Source organism: Kribbella sp. VKM Ac-2568, from assembly GCF_004345365.1.
In the GTDB taxonomy this organism is placed as follows: Bacteria; Actinomycetota; Actinomycetes; order Propionibacteriales; family Kribbellaceae; genus Kribbella; species Kribbella orskensis.
This window is the reverse complement of record NZ_SLVF01000010.1, coordinates 176,656-199,442: the sequence shown is the minus strand read 5'-3', so window position 1 is coordinate 199,442 and position 22,787 is coordinate 176,656. Positions and strand designations below refer to the sequence as shown.

Sequence of the window (22,787 nt, the reverse complement as noted above, 5' to 3'; positions counted from 1 at the left end):
TTACTGCGGAGATGAGGACCTTCGTCCTTCTGAGGAAGGGCATGGCGCGTGGGAGTGCCGGCCCTGTGCACGGGTGTTCCAGCTGAAGATGATCGGACTGCGGGTGACGGTGGAATGAGTACGGATCTGAAGACCGTCGCCGAAGAGGCGAACGAACGACTAGCCGACGCCTCGGCGCTGGAAGTGCTGGCGTGGGCGCGGGAGACCTTCGGCGACGAGCTGGTGGTGACCGCATCGATGGCAGACGGGGCACTCCCCCACCTGGCGGCCGAGGCGGCTCCCGGGGTCGACGTCCTCTTCCTCGACACGGGCTACCACTTCGCCGAGACGATCGGCACCCGCGACGCCGTCGCTGCCACACTGCCGATCAACCTGATCAACGCCACCCCGAAGCAGACCGTCGCCGAGCAGGACGCGGAGTACGGCAAGGATCTGTTCGCTCGTGAGCCCGACAAGTGCTGCGCGCTGCGCAAGGTCGAGCCGCTGAACCGGGTGCTGTCCGGCTACAAGGCCTGGGTCACCGGCGTACGCCGCGAGGAGGCGCCGACGCGGGCGAACACCCAGGTCGTCGAGTACGACGAGAAGCGCGACATGGTGAAGCTGAACCCGATCGCCCCCTGGACCCAGGCGGACCTGGACACCTACATCGCCGACAACGGGGTGCTGGTGAACCTGCTGCAGTACGACGGCTACCCGTCGATCGGGTGCCAGCCGTGCACCAAGCAGGTGGCTCCCGGCGAGGACCCGCGCAGCGGGCGCTGGGCCGGCCAGGGCAAGATCGAATGCGGGTTGCACACATGAGCACTGTGACCAATTCCTCGCCCACGTCGATCGTGACCGAGCTGGATGCGCTGGAGAGCGAGTCGATCTTCGTCTTCCGCGAGGTGGCGGCCGAGTTCGAGCGTCCGGTGATCCTGTTCTCCGGTGGCAAGGACTCCATCGTGATGCTGCACCTGGCGCGGAAGGCGTTCGCGCCGGCGACGGTGCCGTTCACGCTGCTGCACGTGGACACGGGTCACAACTTCCAGGAAGTGCTCGACTACCGCGACGCCACCGTCGCCGCCCTCGGACTGCGGCTGGAGGTCGCCAAGGTCGAGGACTACCTCGCCGACGGGCGGCTGCGAGAGCGTTCCGATGGGACGCGCAATCCGCTGCAGACCGTTCCGTTGCTTGACGCGATCAACGGGCACCGGTTCGACGCGGTGTTCGGCGGCGGTCGCCGCGACGAGGAACGCGCTCGCGCCAAGGAGCGGATCTTCAGCCTGCGGGACGAGTTCGGCCAGTGGGACCCTCGCAACCAGCGCCCTGAGCTGTGGTCGCTCTACAACGGCAAGCACAAGCCGGGCGAGCACGTCCGGGTCTTCCCGCTGTCGAACTGGACCGAGCTGGACGTCTGGAACTACATCGAGCGCGAGGAGATCGCTCTCCCGAGCATCTACTACGCGCACGAGCGGGACGTGTTCGAGCGCGACGGCATGTTGCTTGCCGTCGGCCCCTACTCGCAGCCGCGCGAGGGCGAGACGGTGACGAGCCGGACGGTTCGCTACCGGACCGTCGGCGACATGTCCTGCACGGGAGCGGTCGCCAGCACTGCGTCGTCGGCGGCCGAGGTCGTCGTCGAGGTGGCTGCCAGCGAACTCACCGAGCGAGGCGCGACCCGGGCGGACGACCGGGTCAGCGAGGCAGCGATGGAAGACCGCAAGCGAGAGGGGTACTTCTGATGAGCACGCTTCTCCGCCTGGCCACCGCCGGTTCCGTCGACGACGGCAAGTCCACCCTGGTGGGCCGGTTGCTGCACGACTGCAAGGCGATCCTCGCCGATCAGATCGCGCACGTTCAGCACGTCTCCTCGAGCCGTGGGTCCGGTGACTTCGACTTCGCTTTGCTGACCGACGGCCTGCGCGCCGAACGCGAGCAAGGCATCACGATCGACGTCGCCTACCGGTACTTCGCGACCGACAAGCGCTCGTTCATCCTGGCCGACTGCCCGGGCCACGTGCAGTACACCCGGAACACGGTGACCGGGGCGTCCACCGCGGACGTCGTGATCATCCTGGTCGACGCGCGGCACGGAGTACTGGAGCAGACCCGGCGGCACCTCGCCGTCGCCGGTCTCCTCCGGGTGCCGCACGTGGTCCTGGCGGTGAACAAGATCGACCTGGTCGGCTACGACGAGGCCGTCTTCAAGGGCATCGGCAAGGACGTCTCCCAGCTCGCTGACCAACTCGGGATCGCTGATGTCCAGGCGATCCCGGTCTCCGCGCTGGTCGGCGACAACGTCGTGGAGCGCTCCGCGGCCACCTCCTGGTACGACGGGCCGACGCTGCTGGAGTACCTGGAGAACGCGACCGGTCGCGACGACATCTCGGCCCGGCCGCTGCGCTTCCCGGTGCAGTACGTGATCCGCCCGCAGACAGACGACGAGTACCGCGACTACCGCGGCTACACCGGGACGGTTGCCTCTGGCACCGTTTCGGTCGGGGACGACGTGATCGTCCTGCCCGCGGGCCGCCGTACGTCGGTGGCGGGAATCGACCGGGCCGTCATCAGCGCGACCGGTACCGCGGTCGCCGAGCGGCCGTCCGCGGTCGCCGGTGAGGCGGTCACGGTCCGGCTCGCGGACAACCTCGACGTCGCCCGCGGCTCGGTCATCGTCGCGGCCGACTCCTCCCCCGGCACCCGCCGGGAGCTGTCGGCCACCGTGTGCTGGCTGTCGGACCGCCCGCTCGCGGTCGGCGCACGGCTGCTGATCAAGCACACCACCACTACCGCCCAGGCCATCGTCACCAAGATCAACGGCGCCCTGGACCTGGACACGCTCGGAGTCATCGACGCCACCGGGCTCGGTCTGAACGACATCGGCAAGGTGCAACTGAAGATCGCCGCACCGCTGGCCGCCGATCCGTACTCCAGCAACAACATCACCGGATCGTTCCTGCTGATCGACGCCCACGACGGGTGGACGCTGGCGGCGGGCATGATCGACGACGAAGAAGGGGAACTGCTGTGACTGCTCCAGCGCTCGTGATCCTCGCCCACGGCAGCCGCGATCCGCGTTCGGCCGCCACCGTCCACTCGCTGGTCAGCTGCCTGCGCGAGATGCGTGACGACCTGCGGATCGAAGCCTCCTTCCTCGACCACTGCCCGCCCACGCCGTACCAGGTGATCGACAAGCTCAGCTCGGAAGGCGTCGAGGAGATCGTCATCCTCCCGCTGCTGCTGTCGTCCGCCTTCCACGCCCGGGTCGACGTACCGGCCGTGGTCGACGAGGCGCGCAGCCGCTTCCCGGACCTGCGGATCATCGCCTCCGACGTCCTCGGGTACGACGACTCCCTGCTCGACGTGCTCGACCGCCGGATGCGGGCCGAGCTCAAGGATGGGCGAGTTCGCGAACTGGACGCGCTGGTGCTCGCGTGCGCCGGCTCCAGCGACACCCAGGCGAACGCAGCCGTCACCCGGCTCGCGCGGCTCTGGGGTCAGCGGCACAAGCTACCGGTGACTGCCGCGTTCACGACCGCGGCGTCGCCGAGCCCGGCCGAAGCCGTTCTACAGTGGAGGCTCGAGGGGCGTCGTCACGTCGCTGTCGGCTCGTTCTTCCTGGCGCCGGGCGTCTTGCCGGACAGGGCCGAGCAGACGGCTCGCAAGGCCGGAGCGGTCGCGGTGTCGCGCCCGCTCGGTGTTAGCGCCGAGGTGGCCCGCCTGGTCCTGCTCCGCTACGGCGTAGCCGGCCTGGACCTCCTCACCCTGGCCCCAGCCCCGCGGCCCACCCTGCTCCGCCCGGAACTGGTCCGCACCGCCTGACCAGCTCCACCAACCCGCAGAACCCCGCCGGCACGCGACCCGGCGGGGTTCTCGCGTTCTCCCCCGCTGTCACCTCAGGCGCGGAAGCTAGCGTGATAGCTTGATATCTATGGCCAAGGACGTGGGGACGAAGAACATCCTTCTGCGGCTGGATCCGGAGCTGGCCGAACGGCTGCAGACGGTGGCGGAGGTCGAGGGACGTTCGGTGTCCGACGTGGCGCGCGAGGCGATCGCGGCGCTGGTCGACCAGCGCCGCGGCGACCAGCGATTCAGCCGGCTGCTGGAGGAGAACCTCGCGCGGCACGAGCGGTCGCTGCGCCGGCTCCGCGAAGACGACTGATGAAACACCTCGACCTGTACGACGTACTGGCCGTCGCGGCCCGGGTGCTCGAGTGCGACCCGGCCGCGGCGATCCGGCGTACGGAACTGGACGTGGTCGACGCCGTACTGCGGGAGGTCGCGAAGCTGGACGACGTGGTCGACGCGGGGGCGGCGCTCCTGTCAGGGCTGGTTCGAGGACGTCCCTTCAGCTGCTGGAACCGCCGGGTCAGCGTCGCGGTGACGTTGCAGCTGGTCGCGGTGAACCGGTGCGACCTGCGGCTGGAACCGGTCGAGGAGTTCGACGACCTGCTGGATCGGATCCGGTCCGGCGAGGCCTCACCCTCGGCAGTCGCCGAACTGTTGCGGGCTCGGCTGATCAGCCCGCTCGCCTTCGCGTCGTTGGCGTCCTTCGCGCTGGAAGGGCCTACCTGGGAGGAGACCGTCATGTACGAGAAGTTCAGCGACGCGGCCAGGCAGGTCGTCGCACTGGCACAGGAGCAGGCGAGGGACCTCTACCATCAGTACATCGGCACTGAGCATCTGCTGCTCGGTCTGCTCGAGGAGAACACGGGGGTTGCCGCGCAGGTGCTGGCCGGCTGCGGGGTCAGTGCGCCGGCGGTGCGAACCTTCGTCGAGCAGACCGTCGGGCGGGGGCAGGACGAGTCGTCAGGGTTCGTGCCGTTCACGCCGCGGGCGAAGAAGGTGCTGGAGCTGAGCCACAAGGTGTCGCTCCAACTCGGCAGTGACCGCATCGGCACCGAGCATCTGCTCCTCGGCCTGCTCCAAGAAGGCGGCGGCCTCGCAGCACAGGCGATCGTCAAAGGCGGTACGGATCTGTCACACCTCAAGCGTCAACTGATGCAGACGATCGAGCAGCGCAAGCGCGCCGAGGCCGCCGTCCAGGGCTTCCTCACCGAAGGCGCCCAGCACAGCGGCACGTGGGTCACTCACGACCGCAGACGCCACCTCGTCGGCGAGCTCAACACCATCCTCGACGAGAACGAACGCCTCCACGAGGAGATCACCCGCCTGCGCCAGAAACTCCGCGCCCACGACATCGACCCCGACGACTGACCGCCGCGGCCACCCCGGCACGGCGTACCGGCGGCTGGTGGCCGTGCGACCTCGGCAGGAACAGGGTCAGGTGGCGGCGAGGCGGGCCTTTTCGCCGTCCACGTCGAAGTCCGCCTTGGGCCATTGCGGGTCGAGGTTCTGGAGGGTCTCCAGGAGCAGGGTGGTGACAGCCCAGTTGCGGTACCACTTGCGGTCGCTGGGGATGACGTACCACGGGGCCTCGGGAGTGTTGCAGTTCTCCAGGGCGGCTTGGTAGGCCTCGCCGTAGGCGGGCCAGAGTTCACGCTCGTCGACGTCCCCGGGGTTGTACTTCCAGTGCTTGGTCGGGTCGTCCAGCCGGGCCTCGAGGCGGGCCTTCTGCTCGTCGGAGGAGATGTGCAGGAAGCACTTCACCACGGTGATGCCCGACTCGCCGAGCTCGGCCTCGAACTCGTTGATCTGCCCGTACCGGCGGTTCCACACCGGCGGCGCGACCAGGTTGCGGACCCGGGCGATCAGCACGTCCTCGTAGTGCGAGCGGTCGAAGATCCCGATGTAGCCCGCCTCGGGCAGAGCCTGCTTGATCCGCCAGAGGAACCCGCGCCGCTTCTCGGCCGGAGTCGGCGCCTTGAACGAGGTGATCCGCAGACCTTGGGGATCCATCAGTCCGGCGCCGTGCCGGATGACGCCGCCCTTGCCGGACGTGTCCATGCCCTGCAGAACCAGGAGGATGCTCCGCTGACCGTCCGTGCGCCCCTCGGCGTACAGGCGTTCCTGGTAGTCCGAGATCTTGGGCCCGAGCTCGTCGAGGGCGACCTTGCCCTCGTCCTTCGAGCCGGAGAATCCGGTGGTCGCGCGGCTGTCCCACTTGCTCAGGTCGACCGGTCCGGGCGGCACCCGCAGCTCGTCCAGCAGCTTCCCCGACCGCGCCTCGTCCGACCCCTTGTGCTTCGCCATCCCCCCATCCTGCCGCATCCGGGTCCCCGATCGGGGTAGGTTCGCCGGCACTACGACACGCGCTGTCGCCGGCGCCTCCGCAGCACCAACTCGATCACCAGCGCGACGACGAGGCTGGCGGGCAGGGCGATCACACCCCACACGAGCCCTTGGAGACCGGCGAGCTCGCACATCTCATCGGGGTCCGTGCACTCGACTGCCTCGAAATGCGCGATGCCGGCCATGGCCGCGACATACGTGATCAGCGCACAGCAGCACAGGGAAACCGCACCGCGCACCATCCAGCGGCCGGCCCCTCCCGCGCCGCTGCCCCGTCCCGCGCGACCGACTTCTCTCGAACTCCTCGGCTGGAAGCCGGTGGCGAGCAGGACGAGCGCCAGCAGGCCGAGGCCGACCTGGAGCATGACCAGCTCCCCCTCGCTGCCCGCCCAGATGAACCGGAACCCGGGGTTGGTGGTCGTCTGCCACACCAGGAGCGCGACCAGTGCCGCGAGAACAGCACCGAGCCAGAGTCGAGCCCTGGAGTCCTGTGCCGCAACAACCAGACTGGCAAGGGCCGCGAGCAGCGCTAGCACGCCCAACGGCATGATCCATTCCTCGCCGCCGAAGCCGGAGTTGTCGTTCAACTGCACGAAGCGGCCGACCCCGAGCAACGCGAGGCCGAGGCCGAAGAGCCCGACCGCCGCGCTGGGCGCAACTCTGTGCGTCTGGTTCGTCACCCGGCCAGCGAACCATCCCCGAGGTCCAGCGGTCTTGAGTAAGAACACTCAGTTCGGCTGGCCGGCCCCTTCGCGAGCCAGTGCGATCAGGCGCGAGACAGCGCGCAGGTACTTCTTCCGGTAGCCGCCCTTCAGCATGTCGGGCGAGAACATCCGGTCGAGCGGCACTCCCCCGGCCAGCAGCGGGATGTCCCGGTCGTACATCCGGTCCGCAAGGACCACCAGCCGGAGAGCGACGTTCTCGTCGGTCAGCTCGCGGATGTCGGTGATCCCGACTGCCTCGACCCCATCCAGCAGCGCGCCGTACTTGCTCGGGTGCAACTCCGCGAGATGCCGGTAGAGATCCACGAAGTGATCACACGAGGCACCGGGCCGTTCCGCGGTCACCTGTTCGACCCGTTCGTCGGCCAACGGCTCCGGAGCAACCGGCAGCCCTCGATGGCGGTAGTCCGGCCCGTCGATCCGCCGTACGTCGAAGTGCGCGGCGAGGCCCTGGATCTCGCGGAGGAAGTCGATCGCCTGGAACCGCCCTTCGCCGAGCTTGTCGGGCAGGGTGTTCGAGGTCGCCGCCAACTGGACGCCGGCATCCACCAACTGCCCGAGCAGCCGCGAGATCAGCACGGTGTCGCCGGGATCGTCGAGCTCGAACTCGTCGATGCAGATCAACCGGTACGCCGAGAGTGCCTCGACCGCCGCGCGCATCCCCAACGCGCCGACCAGGTTCGTCAGCTCGACGAAGGTGCAGTACATCTTCGGCCCGGTCGACTCGTGCCACAAAGACGCCAGCAGGTGCGTCTTGCCCACGCCGAACCCGCCGTCCATGTAGAGACCGGGCTTCCCGGTGGGCTCGGGACGCGAGCCGCGCAGGCGGGACCACAGAGATCGCTCTCGCCGGGGCTCGGCGAGCACCGCGCCGCGCTCCCGCAGTACCGCGAGGGCCTCCGACTGGCTCGGCTCCGAGGGATCCGGCCGGTACGTCCCGAATCGCACGTCGGAGAACCGCGGCGGCGGCACGCACTCCGACAGCAACCGATCCGGACTGACCTCCGGGCGGCGCTCACTCAGACGAATCGGCACCCCCACACCCTACGAGCCCGCCGACCCCAGCGGCCGCGGAGGAGTGAGACAGGGCATGGAAACAACAGGGAAACAACGCTGTGACCTTGGACCGCTTTCTTACTTTCAGTTAGGAAGTTGTTATCGGGGGTCCGCAGCCGGCTGGAATGACCGAGGAGTCAGCATGGGTGATCGGCAAGTCCCAACCCTGTCCGCCACACCGTTCCGACGGCGCAGCCTGCTCAAGGGAGCGCTCGGCGGGGCCGCCGCTCTCGGGCTCGGCCCGGTGCTCGCGGCGTGCGGCGGCAGCGACAGCGGTGGAGGTACGACGAGCGGCGGCAAGGCCGTCGTCCGGATGTGGTCCTGGTACAGCGACCAGGAGGATCAGTTCCCCAAACTGATCGAGAAGTTCGAGGCGGCCAACAGCAACGTCAAGATCGAGAACCGGATCTTCGGCACCCCCGACCAGTACCTGCCGGCGCTGCAGGCCGCGGTCGCGGGCGGCGACGTACCGGAGATCTTCGCGCCGCACACGCGCGCGCTGACCTACGGCACCGGCGGCATCTCGGCCGACCTGAAGAAGGATCTCGGTGAGGACTTCCTGAAGGACTTCTTCGACTCCGCCAACCAGGAGTACACCCTGGACGGCAAGCAGTACGCGGTCGGCTGGATGGCCCAGACGTTCGGCCTGTTCTACAACCCCGCGATGCTCAAGCAGGCCGGTGTCGGCGAGGACGAGATCGAGACCTGGGACGACCTGATCGCGGCGGCCGCGAAGATCCGTGCCATCGGCAAGCACCCGGTGGCGCTCAGCTGCAATCCGACGACCAGCTCGCTGGACTTCTTCCTGCCGCTACTCACCCAGGTCGCCGACGACCCGACCTTCTACCTCAAGCTCGACCAGCTCCAGGACGGCCTGACCTACGAGGACCCCAAGGTCGTCCAGGCGCTCGAGCTGAACCAGAAGATCGTCAAGGGCGGCGTCTTCCAGCCCGGCACCACGGGCACCAGCGGCGACCAGGTTCCGCAGATCTTCTACACCGGTAAGTCCGCGATGCTGTTCAACGGCTCGTGGACCCCGCAGGGCCTGTCCAAGGACGCCCCCGCGGCCTTCGCGAAGAGCTACAAGGTGATGAAGACGCCGGCCATCGCGGCGGGCAAGCGGCACTGGTGCGCGAACCAGGCCGGCGCCGGCTGGGCGGTTTCGGAGACGAGCAAGAACAAGGACGCCGCGCTGGAGTTCCTGAAGTTCCTGTACTCCGCGGACCAGTACTCCCCCACCATGAACGACTCGAACTCGATGCCCGCCACGAAGAGCGCCGCGGGCCGGATCGAGCTGCCGGTGATGAAGCAGATGACCTCGTGGCTGCTCGACGGCGACGGGTGCCCGCACATCCCCTTCGGGCCGGGCTCGGTCGCGGCCGGCGACCCGCTGTCGAAGATCTTCGACGGTACCGGGCAGCCCGAGGCCGTCGCGAAGGAGATGCAGCAGGCCGTGCTGAACGCGAAGGGCGGCTGATTCGGTGGCGACCACCTTGACCGCTCGCCCGAGCTCCCCCGCACCGGCGCCCCGGAGCACCAGGCCGCACCGCTTCGGGTCGCCGCTGCGGAAGTCGCAGCGGGTGGCGGGGTACCTGTTCGTCCTGCCCACGTTCGCGTTGTTCGTGGGCTTCGTGCTCTGGCCGATCGTCTACACGGCGTACCTGAGCCTGACTGCCTGGGGCGGCTTCGGGGCGCCGCGGTTCGTCGGCTTCGAGAACTACAGACGGATGCTCGGCGACCCGGTGGCGCGCCGGGCGATGATCGTGACGCTGGTCTACACCGCCGTCACCACCGTGGTGCTGACCTTCCTCGGCCTGTTCATCGCGGTGCTGGTCAACTCGGTCTGGAAGCACGTCGGCGTGGTGGTGCGGACGATCCTGTTCATCCCCGGGATCGTCTCGTTCGTCGTGTCCGGCGTGCTCTGGAAGCTGATCTACGACCCGAACATCGGCACCCTCAACCAGATCCTCGGCGGCATCGGGCTGGACTCTCTGCAGCATCCCTGGCTGGCCGACCAGAAGACGGTGCTGCCGGCCATCATCGTGGTGTCGATCTGGGGCGGCCTCGGTTTCAACATGCTGATCTTCTTCGCCGGCATCCAGGGCATCGATCCGAGCCTGTACGAGGCAGCCGAGGTGGACGGCGCGAACAAGTCCCAGCAGTTCTGGAACGTCACTGTGCCGAGCCTGAGGGTGGTGACCGGGCTGGTGGTCAGTCTCGGGCTGCTCAACGGGTTCAAGGCGTTCGACATCATCTTCGTGATGACGGGTGGCGGCCCGAACCACGGCAGCGAAGTACTGGGCACTTATCTGTACTCGCTGGCGTTCGGGTCCACCTCCGGGTCGATCCCGCAGCTCGGCTACGCCAGCGCGTTCAGCGTGGTGACGATGGTGCTCTGCACGATCGCCGTCATCGTCCAGCTCTGGCTGACCAGGAGGGCGGACCGATGACTACAACTGAGACCATCCGTACTGCGACGCCGACCGAGCCGGTGGGCCACAAACCGTTCAGGTTCCCGCTCGGCAAGAGCTTCGCGACTTTCGTGCTGCTGCCGTTCTGCGTGTTGATGGCCTTCCCGTTCGTGTGGATGCTGCTCACCTCGATGCGCGAGGCGAACACGATCTTCGGCGGCACGTTCTTCCCGCGGAAGTTCACCTTCGCCGGGTACTCGACCGCGTGGACGTCGATCCAGTTCCCGCTGCACTTCTGGAACAGCGTCTGGATCACCTCGGTCACGGTGATCGGCGTGCTCGTCTTCGCCACCCTGAGCGGCTATGCCTTCGCGAAGCTGGACTTCCCGTTCCGCAACACGCTGTTCGTGTTGTTGCTGCTGACACTGATGATGCCGTCGACGGCGCTGATCATCCCGCTCTACCTGCAGCTCAAGGCGTTCGGGCTGCTGGACACCCAGGTCGGTCTGCTGATCCTGTACATCTCGGGCTCGGCGCCGTTCGCGATGTTCCTGATGCGGGCGTTCTTCCAGACGTTGCCGGACGAGTTGATCGAGGCGGCCCGGGTCGACGGCGGGAGCGAGTTCACCATCTTCCGCCGGGTGATCCTGCCGCTGACCCGGCCCGGAATCGCCACGGTGGTGATCTTCCAGTTCCTGCAGACCTGGAACGAGTTCCTGATCGCGAACACCGTGCTGCGCAACACCGACTCGCTCCCACTCCAGCCCGTCCTCTTCAGCCTGATGGGCCAGTACTCGACCGACTGGCCGGCCCTCACCGCCGGCCTCACCCTGTCCGTCATCCCGGTCGTCGTGGTCTACGTCCGGATGCAGCGGCAGTTCGTCGCCGGGATGATGCTCGGCGCCGTCAAGAGCTGACCCCCGCTTCCCTGAGTGAAACGGAGAATCCATGCCCATCAAGAACGTCGTCGTCAACTGCACCGACGTGCAGCGCTCGGTCGAGTACTACACGAAGTTCCTCGAGCTCCGGCTGATCGGCGAGGCGACGCCGCAGAGCGCTCTCCTGGACGCGGTGACGGCGACCATCGAGCTCCGGGCGGTCGCTGCGGGCCGGGACCAGAGCACCTGGGTGGGTGACGACCTGCAGAAGGGCTTCCGGCACATCGGCTTCAAGGTCGACCGGCTCGACGAGCGCGCCAACGTGCTCAAGGCGGGCGGAGTGGAGTTCAAGCTGGACCCACTCGACGCCGAGGGCAAGGTCCGGATCTGCTTCTTCTACGACCCGGACGGCACCCTGCTGGAGATGATCCAGGGCGACCTGCAGTACGCCGAGGTGCTGGACCCGGACGGGGTGGCCGCGGAGCGCGCACTCGGCGTTCCCGGACGGCCGCGGTTCGACCACGTCGCAGTCACGATCGAGGACCGCCCGACCACGGAGAAGTACTACCGGGACAACTTCGGCTTCTCCTTCATCGGCACGATCGAGCAGCCGCACGACCCCCGCGGTTTCAGCATCGGCTACCTCAAGTCCGGCGACACCGTGCTCGAGGTCTTCACCTACAACGCGGAGAAGTCGTCCCGCGCGCCGCAGCTCGACGTCGCCGGTTTCGCGTACGCCGAGCTCGCCGGCGACCCGCCGTCGGACCTGACCGAGGCCACCGCCCCCGACGGCACCACCGTGTACGTCGACCCGGACGGGTTCGCCTTCTCCGCCAGGCCTACCGTATGAGCGTCGCACCACAGCGGCAGCAGGGCGACAGCGAGGGGTGCGCATGACGAGTCCGTTCACCGACGACTGGCTCCGGCCGCTGGGTTCCACCGGCCTGACGGTGTCCGCCGTCTGCGCTGGCGGCGCGCTGCTGGCCGGCATGCCCGAGGTCTTCGGGTACGACGTCACCCGGGCCGAGGCGGTCGCCGTCGTACGGCGGGTGCTGGACAGCCCGCTGCGGTGGATCGACACCTCCAACGGGTACGGCGACGGTGAGAGCGAGCTCCGGATCGGCCAGGCGATCGCCGAGCACGGTGGTCTGCCGGACGACTTCCTGGTCGCCACCAAGGTGGACGCCGACGGCAAGGACTACTCCGGCGCCCGGGTCCGCGCGAGCGTTGCCGAGAGCAAGCAGCGGCTCGGGCTCGACCAGCTGCCGCTGGTGTATCTGCACGATCCCGAGTTCCACGACTTCGACAGCATGCGGGACGCGGTCGACACCCTGATGAAGCTCCGCGACGAGGGCGAGATCGGGCACGTCGGCCTGGCCGGCGGCAACACGAAGGAGCTGTCCCGGTACCTCGACCTCGGCGGCTTCGAGGTCGTGCTCGTGCACAACCGGTGGAGCCTGGTCGACCACACTGCCGGCGCGCTGATCGAGAGAGCGGTCTCCGAGGGGATCGCGGTGGTAAACGCCGCCATCTACGGCGGCGGCATCCTGGCGAACCCGTCCGGTGGCTTGGCCAAGTACGGCTACCGCGAGGCACCGGCGGCTCTGCTCGAAGCGGTCGCGGAGATGGACAAGGTGTGCAGCGACCACGGCATCGACCTGGTCACAGCCGCCCTGCAGCACTCCGTGAACGACCCCCGCATCAGCGCCACGGTGATCGGTTTCAGCAAGCCCGCGCGGGTGGACCAGCTGATCGCGTCCCTGGAGACGGAGATCCCGGCCGACCTGTCGGACCGGCTCGCCGAACTGATGCCCGACAAGCAGTACTGGCTGGAGGAGACACCATGACGAACTTTCCGGACGGATTCGTCTGGGGCGCGGCCACCGCGTCGTACCAGGTCGAGGGAGCGGTCTCCGAGGACGGCCGCGGGCCGAGTATCTGGGACACCTTCGCGCACACGCCGGGCCGGATCGCGGACGGCGAGACCGGTGATGTCGCCGACGACCACTACCACCGGTACGCCGAGGACATCCGGCTGCTCGCCGACCTCGGGTTGAAGGCGTACCGGTTCTCCATCGCGTGGCCGCGGGTGATCCCGACGGGCAGCGGTGCCCCCAACCCGGCCGGACTCGACTTCTACCGTCGCCTGGCCGAGACGTGCCTGGAGAACGGCGTCACGCCGTACGCGACGCTCTATCACTGGGATCTGCCGCAGCCGCTGGAGGACGCCGGCGGGTGGCTCGTCCGCGACACAGCCGAGCGGTTCCGGGACTACGCGGCGATCACTCACTCCGCGCTCTCCGACGTGGTCAAGCACTGGATGACGCTGAACGAGCCGTGGTGCTCGGCCTTCCTCGGCTACGGGAACGGAGAACACGCTCCCGGACGGACCGAGGGCGCCGACGCGCTGAAGGCCGTGCATCACCTGATGCTCGGGCACGGGCTGGCGCTCCAGGCGATCAGCTCGCCCGAGACGACCGTCGGGATCGCGCTCAATCCGGCGCCTGTACACGCGGCGTCGGAGTCCGAGGCAGATCGCGATGCCGCCCGCCGCGCCGACGGCCTCCGGAACCGGATGTTCCTGGATCCACTGCTGCTCGGGAAGTACCCGGCGGATGTGCTGGAAGACACCGGGATGACGGAGTGGTTCGCGCAGTACGACGCTGATCTGCTGGTGATCTCGGCGCCGCTGGACTTCATCGGGGTGAACTACTACTGCCCGCAGACCGTGGCCGCGCCGGACGGGCCGATCTCCGCGCCGGGGACGCCGAGCACCCTGCCGGGCAGCGAGAATCTCGTCACCGTCGACACCGGGCTGGAGAAGACGCAGATGGGCTGGCCGATCGAGCCCGGCGGGCTGCGGGACACGCTGAAGATGATCAACGACCTCGCGCCGGCGTTGCCCCTGTACGTCACGGAGAACGGGTCCGCGTACCCGGACGAGGTGACCGCGGACGGACGGATCGAGGACGCCGAGCGGCAGCAGTACCTCGAACAGCACCTCGAGGTCACCCGGCAGGTCGTCGAGGAAGGCCTTCCGCTGAAGGGCTACTTCGCCTGGACGCTGATCGACAACTTCGAGTGGTCGTGGGGGTTCAGCCGGCGGTTCGGGCTGATCCACGTCGACTACAGCACGCAGGAACGCAAGCTCAAGAACAGCGCACTCTGGCTCCGCGACTTCCTCAAGTCCTAGCCCACACCGGCCCTCAGCGGTGGACCATCAACCGCTGAGGGCTCCTCGGTTGGAGGTCTGGTGGGGGGTCAGTTGGCTGTGCAGGACGAGTGAGGCTGCGCCGAGGGCCGCGGCGCTGGGGCCGAGCTTGGACAGCTCCACCCGGGTCGGATGCATCGCCCGGACGAACGACAGGCGGTTGATCTCCGCGGACGCCACCCGGACATAGATCTCGCCCGCCTCGCTGAATCCCGGCCCGGCCAGGATGATCTGATCCAGGTCCAGCAGGTTGGTGATCGAGAGCAGCGCCTTGGCCAAGTAGGTCGCCGACTCCTCGATCAGGGCCAGACACCTCGGCTCCCCGGACGCCGCCGCCCGGGCGATCCTCGCGAAGTCGGATCGGATCGCCGAACGCCTACCGCGCAGCCCGAGATCGGCTGTCAGCGACTTGTCCTGCTCCGCCAGGCTCACCACCCGTGCGGGCGCGGCCAGGCCCTCCAGGCAGCCGCGGCCGCCGCACCAGCAGTCCGGGCCGTTCACGTCGAGAACCATGTGCCCGATCTCCCCGACGTTCGACGAGGAGCCGCGGTAGACGTCGCCGTTGGTGACCAGACCGAGCCCGAAACCCGCCGCCATGTAGACGGTGGCGAAGTCGTTGGCCGACGGGATCCGGCCGGCCCAGAACTCGCCGATCGCCGCGCAGGTCGAGTCGTTCTCCACCACGATCGGGTGGTCGATCGCGGCGCTCAGGGTGTCGCGGACGGCGAACGGCTCCCAGGCGTATTTGCTCGCGTTCGCCCGCAGCAACCGGTCGCCCCCGCCCTGTCGGCCGGCCAGCGCGACGCCGACCCCGACGAGCGTCGCGGGCTCGATGCTGGTCTTGACGATCAGGTCCTCGAGCTCGGCGGTCAGCCGTTTGATCACGGTCACCGGGGTGTCGCGGCCGATGCCCTTGGCGGACAACTGCTCGATCACCCGGCCGTTCATGTCCGTGACGACGTAGGTGGTGCTCGGGGTGTCGATCGAGATGCCCACGGCGTGCCGGGCGCGCGGGTTGAACTGCAGCAGGGTGGCCCGTTTGCCGCCCGTGGGGTCGCCCAGCCCGGTCTCGATGATCAGCCCGTCGGCCAGCAACTGCTTCACCACCCGGGAGATCGAGGCGCCGGTCAGCCCCGACCGGTCCGCCAGGTCGACCCGGGTCACCACACCGCTCGACCGGATCAGGTCCAGGATCGCGCTGTGCGTCTCCTGCGCTGTCGCACCTTTCAAGATCTTCGCCACGGCAAACTCCCTCCCGTCCGCACTTTAGTACACAACGTAAGGAAGTGGGGATGGCTCACGCCAGGTTTGACCTCAACAGAAGTTGAGGTCCTAGCGTGACGAGCATCCTACAGCCACGGTGATCAAGCAGGAGGTCTGATGCACGCGGTGCGGTTGCACGAGTTCGGTTCCGCCGAGAACCTGTCGTACGAACAGGTTCCCGACCCTGTCCCCGGCGCCGGGCAGGTGCGGATCGCGGTGGAGGCCGCCGGGGTGCATCTGCTGGACACCGCTCTCCGCGCCGGTACTGCAGGCGGCGGACCGGTCGCTCCCCCGGAGTTGCCCACGATCCCCGGCCGCGAGGTCGCCGGCACGGTCGACGCCGTGGGACCCGACGTGGATAAGACGTGGCTCGGCAAGCGCGTCGTGGTGCACCTCGGCCCGGTCCCCGGCGGGTACGCCGAGCAGGCCGTGGCGAAGGTGGAGTCCCTCCACGAGATCCCGGACCACCTCGACGGGCCGACAGCGGTGGCCACCATCGGAACAGGCAGAACCGCCGCGGGCATTCTGGAACAAGCCGCGCTCGGAGAGGACGACGTAGTACTGGTGACTGCTGCCGCAGGTGGGATGGGCAGCCTCTTCGTCCAGAGCGCTCGCAACGTCGGAGCCACTGTCATCGGACTTGCCGGTGGCCCGGAGAAAGTCAGGCAGGTGCGGGACCTCGGCGCGCAGTACGCGATCGACTACACCACAGGCGACTGGCCCGAGCAGGTCAAGGAGCACCTGGCCGAGCGGGGGCTCACCGTAGTACTGGACGGCGTCGGCGGAGAGAACGGGCAGAAGGCGTTCGAACTGCTGGGAGTCGGCGGCCGGATCCTGCTGTTCGGCTGGTCGGGTGGCGGTCCTGTCCAGGTGACGACCGAGGACCTGATGAACCGCGGTCTCACCGCGACCTGGGCGATCGGCCCCAAACTGATGCGCAAGCTCCGCGCACTGGAGACAGCAGCCCTCCAGGAATCGGTGGAGGGTCGTTGGGCGCCACTGGTCACCCGCTTCCCACTGGCGAAGGCCGCCGACGCCCACCGAGCCCTGGAGAACCGCGAGACCGTCGGCAAGGTCGTCCTGATCCCCTGACCAGTACGACTCCCCTCGCCCACCGACGGACGGCTGGAGCACAGGACAAGGCCCGGACCGCCAGGTGGACGGTCCGGGCCTAGCCGCAGCTGCAGCGGGAAGCCCGTCCAGCCCACGAACCCGTACTGGGCACCCGAGTTCTGCACCGTCGCAGTCCCGGGACAAGGGTGCCGACAGGGAGCTCTAGAGAACCTGAGGCGCTCTCCAGGCTGGGCCTAGTGAGGAACGGTCAGGATGTAAGTGACTGAGCCGAAGCGGAGGTGGTCGCCGGGGCGGACTTGGGTGGGGGTGGTGAGGCGGAGGCCGTTGAGGTGGGTGCCGTTCATGGAACCCAGGTCCCGGACCAGCCAGCCGTCGTCGATGTGGCGGAGCTCGGCGTGGAAGCGGGAGACGGAGAGGTCCGCCAGGCGGAGGGTTGCGCCGGGGCCGCGGCCGATTCGTACCGTGGGTGAACCGGGCGGCGGCAGGACCAGGCCCGGGAGCTGCACCGCTGGGGCTCGCGTGGTCAGGCGCGGAAGGCGGGCCACCAGCTGACGGAAGAGCTGGACGACGCGTGGTTCGTCTCGCGGGAGGTCGTTGGTTACGTCTGCGAGTTCACGGCGGCTCTGCGCGCGGAGTACGAAGTTCATCCGGCGGACGAAGGTGTCGTGCGAGAGACGCCCGGAGCCGGCGCCGTCCCGGAGGATCGCCAGCGCCCGATCCCGTTCGGCATCCGACGGGCGTCCGAACTCGAGCCGCGTCGATGTCATGCCTGGATTGTCAGCTCCCCCCAGGTCCACTGTCCAGCACAGCCAGTCATCAACCCACACGTACGCCGTACCACCGCGGCCCGGGCGTCCGACGTACCAGGACGCAGCATCACGGCAGGCACCGGGGCGACCGCCTGACACGACCCACCGCGAGAGCCGAAGCGGCGTAGGGATTGCCGCCGGGGCCATCCCCTCCAAGGAGCGAGTGGTCAGGATTTGTCGGAGAGGACGTCTGCGAGGTCGAACTTGACCGGTTCCTCGAGTTGTTCGTAGGTGCAGGACTCGGGGGTGCGGTCCTCGCGCCAGCGGACGAACTGGGCGGTGTGGCGGAAGCGGACACCTTCCATGTGGTCGTAGCGGACCTCCACGACGCGCTCGGGGCGGAGAGGGATGAAGGACAGGTCCTTGCCTGCCTGCCAGCGGCTGCCTTCGGCGTTGCGGGGGGTGCGGTTGCCCTCCTCCTGTTTCGCCCAGGCCCACGGGTGGTCGTCGAAGTCGGTGACCAGTTCCTGCATCTCCTCGAAGAGTTCCTCGCGGCGCGCCAGCGGGAACGCGCCGATCACGCCGACGCTGGCGAGCACACCCTCGGAGTTGTACAGACCGAGCAGCAACGAGCCGATCCGGTTCGGGCCGCTCTTGTGCAGGCGGTATCCCGCGACCACGCAGTCGGCAGTGCGCTCGTGCTTGATCTTGAACATGGTCCGCTTGTCCGGCTCGTACAACCCGTCCAGCGGCTTGGCGATCACCCCGTCCAGCCCGGCACCCTCGAACTGGTGGAACCACTCGGTCGCGGTGGCGTTGTCTGTCGTCGTGCGGGTGAGGTGGATCGGTGCCTTCGCCGGGGCCAGCGCCTTCTCCAGGGCGGCCCGGCGCTCCGAGAACGGGCGATCCGTGTAGTCCGTGTCTCCGAGCGCGAGCAGATCGAACGCGACGAAGCGTGCCGGGACCGTCTCGGAGAGCATTTTCACCCGCGACGCGGCGGGGTGGATCCGCTGCTGCAGCATCTCGAAGTCGAGCCGATCGCCGGTTTCGCCTACCAGCACGATCTCGCCATCGATCACACAGCGCTCGGGAAGGTTGGCCTTGATCGCCTCGACCAGTTCGGGGAAGTAGCGCGTCATCGGCTTCTCGTTGCGGCTGCCGATCTCCACATCGTCGCCGTCGCGGAAGATGATGGAGCGGAAGCCGTCCCATTTCGGCTCGAAGCTGACGTTCCCCTCCGGGATCTGTTTGACCGGCTTGGCCAGCATCGGCTTGACCGGAGGCATCACGGGTAGCTGCATGCCGCCATTCTGCCCGTCGCGGGGGCATGATGGAGGCATACCGACTGGTAGGAACCGGAGGTACCGAGATGTATGACGTCGTACTGCTCGTGGAGCAGGAACTGACCGAACCCGACGCCAAGCGCGTCGTCGAGCTACACCAGGACATGCCGGAGCAGGTCAAGTACCACGTGGTCGTGCCGTGCCACAACGCCGAAGCCGGCGTCGAGGCATCGATCAGCGCACTCGGTACCGCGGACCTGTACGGACCGGGGATCGTCGACCAGCGCGAGGATCTCGCCGAGGCGCAGAAGGCGATCGACAGCGAGGCGAAGGACTGCACCGGGCGGAGCATCCAGAGGCTGCGCGATCTCGGTCAGCAGGCCGAGGGCGGGATCTCCCACGACCGCCCGATCGACGCCCTCACCGCGACGGTGTCGAAGGTCGGCGGCCAGGAGGTCATCATCCTCACCCGACCGCACATCGTCGCCGAGTTCTTCCACCTCGACTGGACCAACTCAGCCCGCCGCCACCTAGGCGTCCCCATCCTCCACCTCCTCGAACACGACGACCAAAAAGCCGACAGGTAAGCGCACCCACTCCCTCCCCCTGAACCGCCACCAAGCCCGCCGGAAGCGCCAAGTACAAGTCGTTGCCCGGAGCCCCCACCTGCCTGCCCGACCACGCGAGCAAGCCCGCAGAACCACGTCGGCGCCCGGCACGGACCGCCGCCGGTCGACCCGGCTGCCTGGCCGAGCACGCGAGCAAGTTCGCAGGACCACGTCGGTACCTGGTGCCCGCCGCCCCGCCCGACTTACCCGGTTGTCTGGGCGGGCTTGGCCGCGCCCAGGGGCGGGTTAGTTGAGGATCAGGAAGGCGTAGGTGATGCCGGCGGCTAGGGCGGCGAAGAGGAGGGAGAGGGTGGCTCGGAGGCCTTGTTCGCCTACTTTGCCGTAGTGGGTGCCGTCTTCGGAGTGGTAGGCGAGCTTGAAGGCGCCGTAGCCGGCGCCCAGGACCAGGGCGAACTTCAGCATGGCGGGGCCTCCCCTCACATCAGTACCAAGCTACGCCTAGGAAACAGGTGCCCGTGATAGGCGGTGTCTATGCGCACACAGCCGCAGCGCTAGACGCCTGCGGCTGTGCCGGACTCCTTGAACTGGGTGTGGTAGAGGTCCGCGTACTCGCCGCCGAGGGCGAGGAGCTGGTCGTGGGTGCCCCGCTCGACGATATTGCCGTGGTCAACCACCAGGATCTGGTCGGCGCTCCGGACCGTCGAGAGGCGGTGCGCGATGACCAGCGAGGTGCGACCTTCGAGGGCGGTGTCGAGTGCCCGCTGTACCGCGACCTCGGACTCCGAGTCCAAGTGGGCCGTCGCCTCGTCCAGTACGACGATGCGCGGCGCCTTCAGGAGCAGCCGGGCGATGGCCAGGCGCTGGCGTTCTCCGCCGGAGAGGCGGTGGCCGCGGTCGCCCACGACGGTCTCGAGGCCGTCCGGCAAGGAGGAGACCAGGTCCCACACCTGTGCGGAGCGGAGCGCCTCGATCATCTCTTCGTCCGTGGCGCCCGGCTTGGCGTAGGCCAGGTTCGCCCGGATCGTGTCGTGGAACATGTGCGCGTCCTGCGTGACGTACCCGATCGTGTCGTGCAGCGACTGCAGGGTCACCTCGCGGACGTCCTGACCACCGATCCGTACGCCGCCACCCGTGACGTCGTAGAGCCGGGCGACCAGGTTCGTGATGGTGGTCTTGCCGGCCCCGGAAGGGCCGACGAGGGCAACCATCTGGCCCGGTTCCACGGAGAAGGTGATGTCCTCGAGCACCTGGGAGGAGACTCGCTTGTCCAGCACCGCCACCGACTCCAGGCTCGCCAGCGAGACCTGCTCAGCGGTGGGGTACGCGAACGACACGTGGTCGAACGTCACGGTGGAAGCGTTCTGCGGAAGGTCGCGGGCGTCGGGAGCGTCCTTGATCATCGGCTCCAGGTCGAGCACCTCGAAGACCCGCTCGAAGGAGACCAGCGCGGTCATCACGTCGACACGCACGTTGGAGAGCGCGGTCAGCGGACCGTACAGCCGGCCGAGCAACGCGACCAGCGCGAGCAGAGTTCCGATTGTCAAGGTCTCCCGGACGGCCAGGTTGCCACCGACGCCGTACACGAGGGCAGTCGCCAGGGCGGCGACCAAGGTGAGCGCAGTGAAGAACACTCGGCCCAGCATCGCGATCCGGATGCCCAGGTCGCGGACCCGGCCGGAGCGCTCGCCGAATTCGCGGTTCTCGATCTCCGGGGCACCGAAGAGAGTCACCAGCAGCGCGCCGCCGACGCTGAACCGCTCGGTCATCGCGGTGGACATGTCGGCGTTGAGTTGCATCTGCTCGCGGGTCATCGCGGCGAGCCGCCGGCCCAGATACCGCGCGGGAAGCAGGAACACCGGAAGCAGCAGGATCGCGACCACGGTCAACTGCCAGCTGAGCAGCAGCATCGCCCCGACCACGAGGATCAGGCTGATGACGTTCGAGACGACGCCCGAGAGAGTCGAGGTGAAAGCCTGCTGCGCGCCGATGACGTCGTTGTTGAGGCGGGAGACGAGGGCACCCGTCTGGGTGCGGGTGAAGAACGCGACCGGCATCTGCTGGACGTGCGCGAACACCTTGGTCCGCAGGTCGTAGATCAGGCCCTCACCGATCCGCGCGGAGAACCAGCGCTGCATCAGTCCCAGTGCTGCCTCGACCACCGCGAGCAGGGCCACGACCAGGGCCAGCGCGGTCACCAGACCGGCGTTCCCCTTCGAGATCCCGTCGTCGACGATCTTCTTGAACAGCAGCGGCGAGGCGATCACCAGGAACGCCGAGATCACCACCAGCAGCAAGAAGATCGAGATGTGCCACTTGAACGGCTTGGCGAACCGGAGGATCCGCTTCAGCGTGCCTTTGGCCAGCTTCCGATCGACTACCGACGCGTCCTGCCGTCGCCAACTCATGGCGCCGCCACTACCGCCGCCCATCCGCATCCCTGAAGACATCCAGTCCCCTCCCCGCAATCAACTCGTGAACCTTGACAACACTTGAGGTCAGCCATTTCTTCCCGCCACCCCTCGACAAAGCCGGCCGGACCGCGGTCCAGGAGGCTTACAAAAGGTCTGAAGATGGCCTACCCGAAGGCCGCCAGCAGTTCGCTCAGCCGCCGTGTCTGAGCCTCCCGCTCGGCCTTCAACTGCTCCTCGTAAGAGCGGTCCGCCGCCCCGAGCAGCAGCGCCTTCGTCTCCCGGACAGCGCCCGCCAACGGCGTGAGCAGAGCCTCGGACAGGTCCTTCACCGTGTCCGCCAACTCCTCGGCCGGCACCACGATGTTGGCCAACCCCAACTGCAGTGCCTCGTCCGCCTCGACCCAACGCGACGTCGCGCAGATCTCCAACGCTCGTGAGTACCCCACGAGTTGCACCAGCGGCTGCGTCCCACCCAGGTCCGGCACCAGCCCCAGCGCGGGCTCCCGCATGCTGAACTTCGCGTCCGGCGTGACCACCCGCAGGTCGCACGCCAACGCCAACTGGAACCCGGCTCCCACAGCGTGTCCCTGGACGGCCGCGATGCTCACGATCTCCGGCCGCCGGAGCCAGGAGAACCCGGCCTGGAACCCCGCGATGGTCTCGTGTACCTCCGGCGCGGGCTTCGCGCCCAAGGTGAGCAGCGGCTCCTCACCGTCCACCGGCTCGCCCATGATCAGCTTGCGATCCAGGCCGGCGGAGAACGAGGGCCCCTCCCCCGACACCACGACCACCCGCACCTCGGCAGGCAACGCCGTACCGAAGTCGGCCAGCGCTCGCCACATCGCGGGAGTCTGCGCGTTGCGCACCTCCGGCCGGTCCAGCACCACCCGGGCCACCGGCCCGTCCACCGTCAACCGCAGTCCAAGATCCGTCATGCCAGTGAACATACGCGACCGGCCACCACTTTCCGTGCGGCCATCGTCACCTGT

Annotated in this window: 23 protein-coding genes; 14 read left to right on the top strand and 9 right to left on the bottom strand. The window is 68.1% G+C overall.

The features are described from left to right. The first annotated feature begins 114 nt into the window (after positions 1 to 114). From EV648_RS28305 to EV648_RS28280, 6 genes are all read left to right on the top strand, one after another. On the top strand, positions 115 to 801 hold the full coding sequence (locus tag EV648_RS28305; RefSeq protein WP_132298128.1) for a phosphoadenylyl-sulfate reductase: 687 nt from the start codon (positions 115 to 117) through the stop codon (positions 799 to 801). Further along, positions 798 to 1,721 (top strand): sulfate adenylyltransferase subunit CysD, encoded by a 924-nt coding sequence (gene cysD, locus EV648_RS28300; RefSeq protein WP_132298126.1) that lies wholly within the window; start codon positions 798 to 800, stop codon positions 1,719 to 1,721. The genes EV648_RS28305 and cysD overlap by 4 nt, the downstream gene beginning before the upstream one ends. After that, positions 1,721 to 3,010 carry a sulfate adenylyltransferase subunit 1 gene (locus tag EV648_RS28295; protein WP_132298124.1) on the top strand — a complete coding sequence of 430 codons (1,290 nt, stop codon included), beginning with the start codon at positions 1,721 to 1,723 and terminating at the stop codon, positions 3,008 to 3,010. The genes cysD and EV648_RS28295 overlap by 1 nt, the downstream gene beginning before the upstream one ends. Continuing rightward, complete coding sequence (locus tag EV648_RS28290; protein ID WP_132298122.1) at positions 3,007 to 3,801, top strand: sirohydrochlorin chelatase; 795 nt, start codon at positions 3,007 to 3,009, stop codon at positions 3,799 to 3,801. The genes EV648_RS28295 and EV648_RS28290 overlap by 4 nt, the downstream gene beginning before the upstream one ends. Before the next feature lie 109 nt (positions 3,802 to 3,910). Beyond that, the gene (locus EV648_RS28285; protein WP_199234867.1) at positions 3,911 to 4,141 is read left to right on the top strand and encodes a ribbon-helix-helix protein, CopG family; all 231 of its coding nucleotides are present in this window, start codon (positions 3,911 to 3,913) and stop codon (positions 4,139 to 4,141) included. Beyond that, on the top strand, positions 4,141 to 5,196 hold the full coding sequence (locus EV648_RS28280) for a Clp protease N-terminal domain-containing protein (RefSeq protein ID WP_132298120.1): 1,056 nt from the start codon (positions 4,141 to 4,143) through the stop codon (positions 5,194 to 5,196). Before EV648_RS28285 ends, EV648_RS28280 begins: the two co-directional genes overlap by 1 nt. Before the next feature lie 66 nt (positions 5,197 to 5,262). On the opposite strand, the gene EV648_RS28275 is transcribed toward EV648_RS28280, so the two are convergent. Genes EV648_RS28275 through zapE form a run of 3 tightly spaced genes read right to left on the bottom strand, consistent with a single transcriptional unit; the run spans position 5,263 to position 7,928 of the window. Further along, on the bottom strand, positions 5,263 to 6,132 hold the full coding sequence (locus EV648_RS28275; RefSeq protein ID WP_132298118.1) for a polyphosphate kinase 2 family protein: 870 nt from the start codon (positions 6,130 to 6,132) through the stop codon (positions 5,263 to 5,265). Between the two features lie 50 nt (positions 6,133 to 6,182). After that, positions 6,183 to 6,851: a hypothetical protein gene (locus tag EV648_RS28270; protein ID WP_132298116.1), complete on the bottom strand. Its 669-nt coding sequence runs from the start codon at positions 6,849 to 6,851 to the stop codon at positions 6,183 to 6,185. Between the two features lie 48 nt (positions 6,852 to 6,899). Further along, on the bottom strand, positions 6,900 to 7,928 hold the full coding sequence (gene zapE, locus EV648_RS28265; protein ID WP_132298114.1) for a cell division protein ZapE: 1,029 nt from the start codon (positions 7,926 to 7,928) through the stop codon (positions 6,900 to 6,902). 163 nt (positions 7,929 to 8,091) lie between these two features. On the opposite strand from zapE, the gene EV648_RS28260 reads away from it, so the two are divergent. Genes EV648_RS28260 through EV648_RS28235 form a run of 6 tightly spaced genes read left to right on the top strand, consistent with a single transcriptional unit; the run spans position 8,092 to position 14,431 of the window. Further along, positions 8,092 to 9,426, top strand: a complete 1,335-nt coding sequence (locus EV648_RS28260; RefSeq protein WP_132298112.1) for an ABC transporter substrate-binding protein — start codon at positions 8,092 to 8,094, stop codon at positions 9,424 to 9,426. Positions 9,427 to 9,430: 4 nt separating this feature from the next. Then, on the top strand, positions 9,431 to 10,399 hold the full coding sequence (locus EV648_RS28255) for a carbohydrate ABC transporter permease (protein ID WP_132298110.1): 969 nt from the start codon (positions 9,431 to 9,433) through the stop codon (positions 10,397 to 10,399). Then, complete coding sequence (locus EV648_RS28250) at positions 10,396 to 11,277, top strand: carbohydrate ABC transporter permease (RefSeq protein ID WP_132298108.1); 882 nt, start codon at positions 10,396 to 10,398, stop codon at positions 11,275 to 11,277. Before EV648_RS28255 ends, EV648_RS28250 begins: the two co-directional genes overlap by 4 nt. Positions 11,278 to 11,308: 31 nt before the next feature. Next, on the top strand, positions 11,309 to 12,088 hold the full coding sequence (locus tag EV648_RS28245; RefSeq protein ID WP_132298106.1) for a VOC family protein: 780 nt from the start codon (positions 11,309 to 11,311) through the stop codon (positions 12,086 to 12,088). 43 nt (positions 12,089 to 12,131) lie between these two features. Then, a complete protein-coding gene (locus EV648_RS28240) occupies positions 12,132 to 13,085 on the top strand; it encodes an aldo/keto reductase (protein WP_132298104.1) in 954 nt (317 codons plus the stop codon). Beyond that, a complete protein-coding gene (locus EV648_RS28235; protein WP_132298102.1) occupies positions 13,082 to 14,431 on the top strand; it encodes a GH1 family beta-glucosidase in 1,350 nt (449 codons plus the stop codon). Before EV648_RS28240 ends, EV648_RS28235 begins: the two co-directional genes overlap by 4 nt. A 27-nt stretch (positions 14,432 to 14,458) precedes the next feature. Here EV648_RS28235 and EV648_RS28230 read toward each other — a convergent pair whose 3' ends face one another. Then, positions 14,459 to 15,691 (bottom strand): ROK family transcriptional regulator, encoded by a 1,233-nt coding sequence (locus tag EV648_RS28230; RefSeq protein ID WP_132298100.1) that lies wholly within the window; start codon positions 15,689 to 15,691, stop codon positions 14,459 to 14,461. Positions 15,692 to 15,829: 138 nt separating this feature from the next. Between EV648_RS28230 and EV648_RS28225 the strand changes: the two genes are divergently transcribed. Next, complete coding sequence (locus tag EV648_RS28225; RefSeq protein ID WP_132298098.1) at positions 15,830 to 16,804, top strand: zinc-binding dehydrogenase; 975 nt, start codon at positions 15,830 to 15,832, stop codon at positions 16,802 to 16,804. A 215-nt stretch (positions 16,805 to 17,019) separates the two neighbouring features. On the opposite strand, the gene EV648_RS28220 is transcribed toward EV648_RS28225, so the two are convergent. Then, positions 17,020 to 17,553, bottom strand: a complete 534-nt coding sequence (locus tag EV648_RS28220) for a DUF1707 and FHA domain-containing protein (protein WP_132298096.1) — start codon at positions 17,551 to 17,553, stop codon at positions 17,020 to 17,022. Positions 17,554 to 17,762: 209 nt separating this feature from the next. Continuing rightward, on the bottom strand, positions 17,763 to 18,836 hold the full coding sequence (locus tag EV648_RS28215; RefSeq protein WP_132298094.1) for an ATP-dependent DNA ligase: 1,074 nt from the start codon (positions 18,834 to 18,836) through the stop codon (positions 17,763 to 17,765). A gap of 68 nt (positions 18,837 to 18,904) precedes the next feature. Between EV648_RS28215 and EV648_RS28210 the strand changes: the two genes are divergently transcribed. Beyond that, entirely contained in the window at positions 18,905 to 19,405 is a 501-nt protein-coding gene (locus tag EV648_RS28210) for a hypothetical protein (protein ID WP_132298092.1), read from the top strand. A gap of 267 nt (positions 19,406 to 19,672) precedes the next feature. On the opposite strand, the gene EV648_RS42745 is transcribed toward EV648_RS28210, so the two are convergent. The 3 genes from EV648_RS42745 to EV648_RS28200 form a co-directional block, all read right to left on the bottom strand. Continuing rightward, on the bottom strand, positions 19,673 to 19,849 hold the full coding sequence (locus EV648_RS42745) for a hypothetical protein (protein WP_158294086.1): 177 nt from the start codon (positions 19,847 to 19,849) through the stop codon (positions 19,673 to 19,675). An 89-nt stretch (positions 19,850 to 19,938) separates the two neighbouring features. Next, a complete protein-coding gene (locus EV648_RS28205; RefSeq protein ID WP_241995656.1) occupies positions 19,939 to 21,834 on the bottom strand; it encodes an ABC transporter ATP-binding protein in 1,896 nt (631 codons plus the stop codon). Positions 21,835 to 21,962: 128 nt separating this feature from the next. Continuing rightward, positions 21,963 to 22,733 carry an enoyl-CoA hydratase/isomerase family protein gene (locus tag EV648_RS28200; protein WP_241995655.1) on the bottom strand — a complete coding sequence of 257 codons (771 nt, stop codon included), beginning with the start codon at positions 22,731 to 22,733 and terminating at the stop codon, positions 21,963 to 21,965. Positions 22,734 to 22,787: the final 54 nt, after the last annotated feature.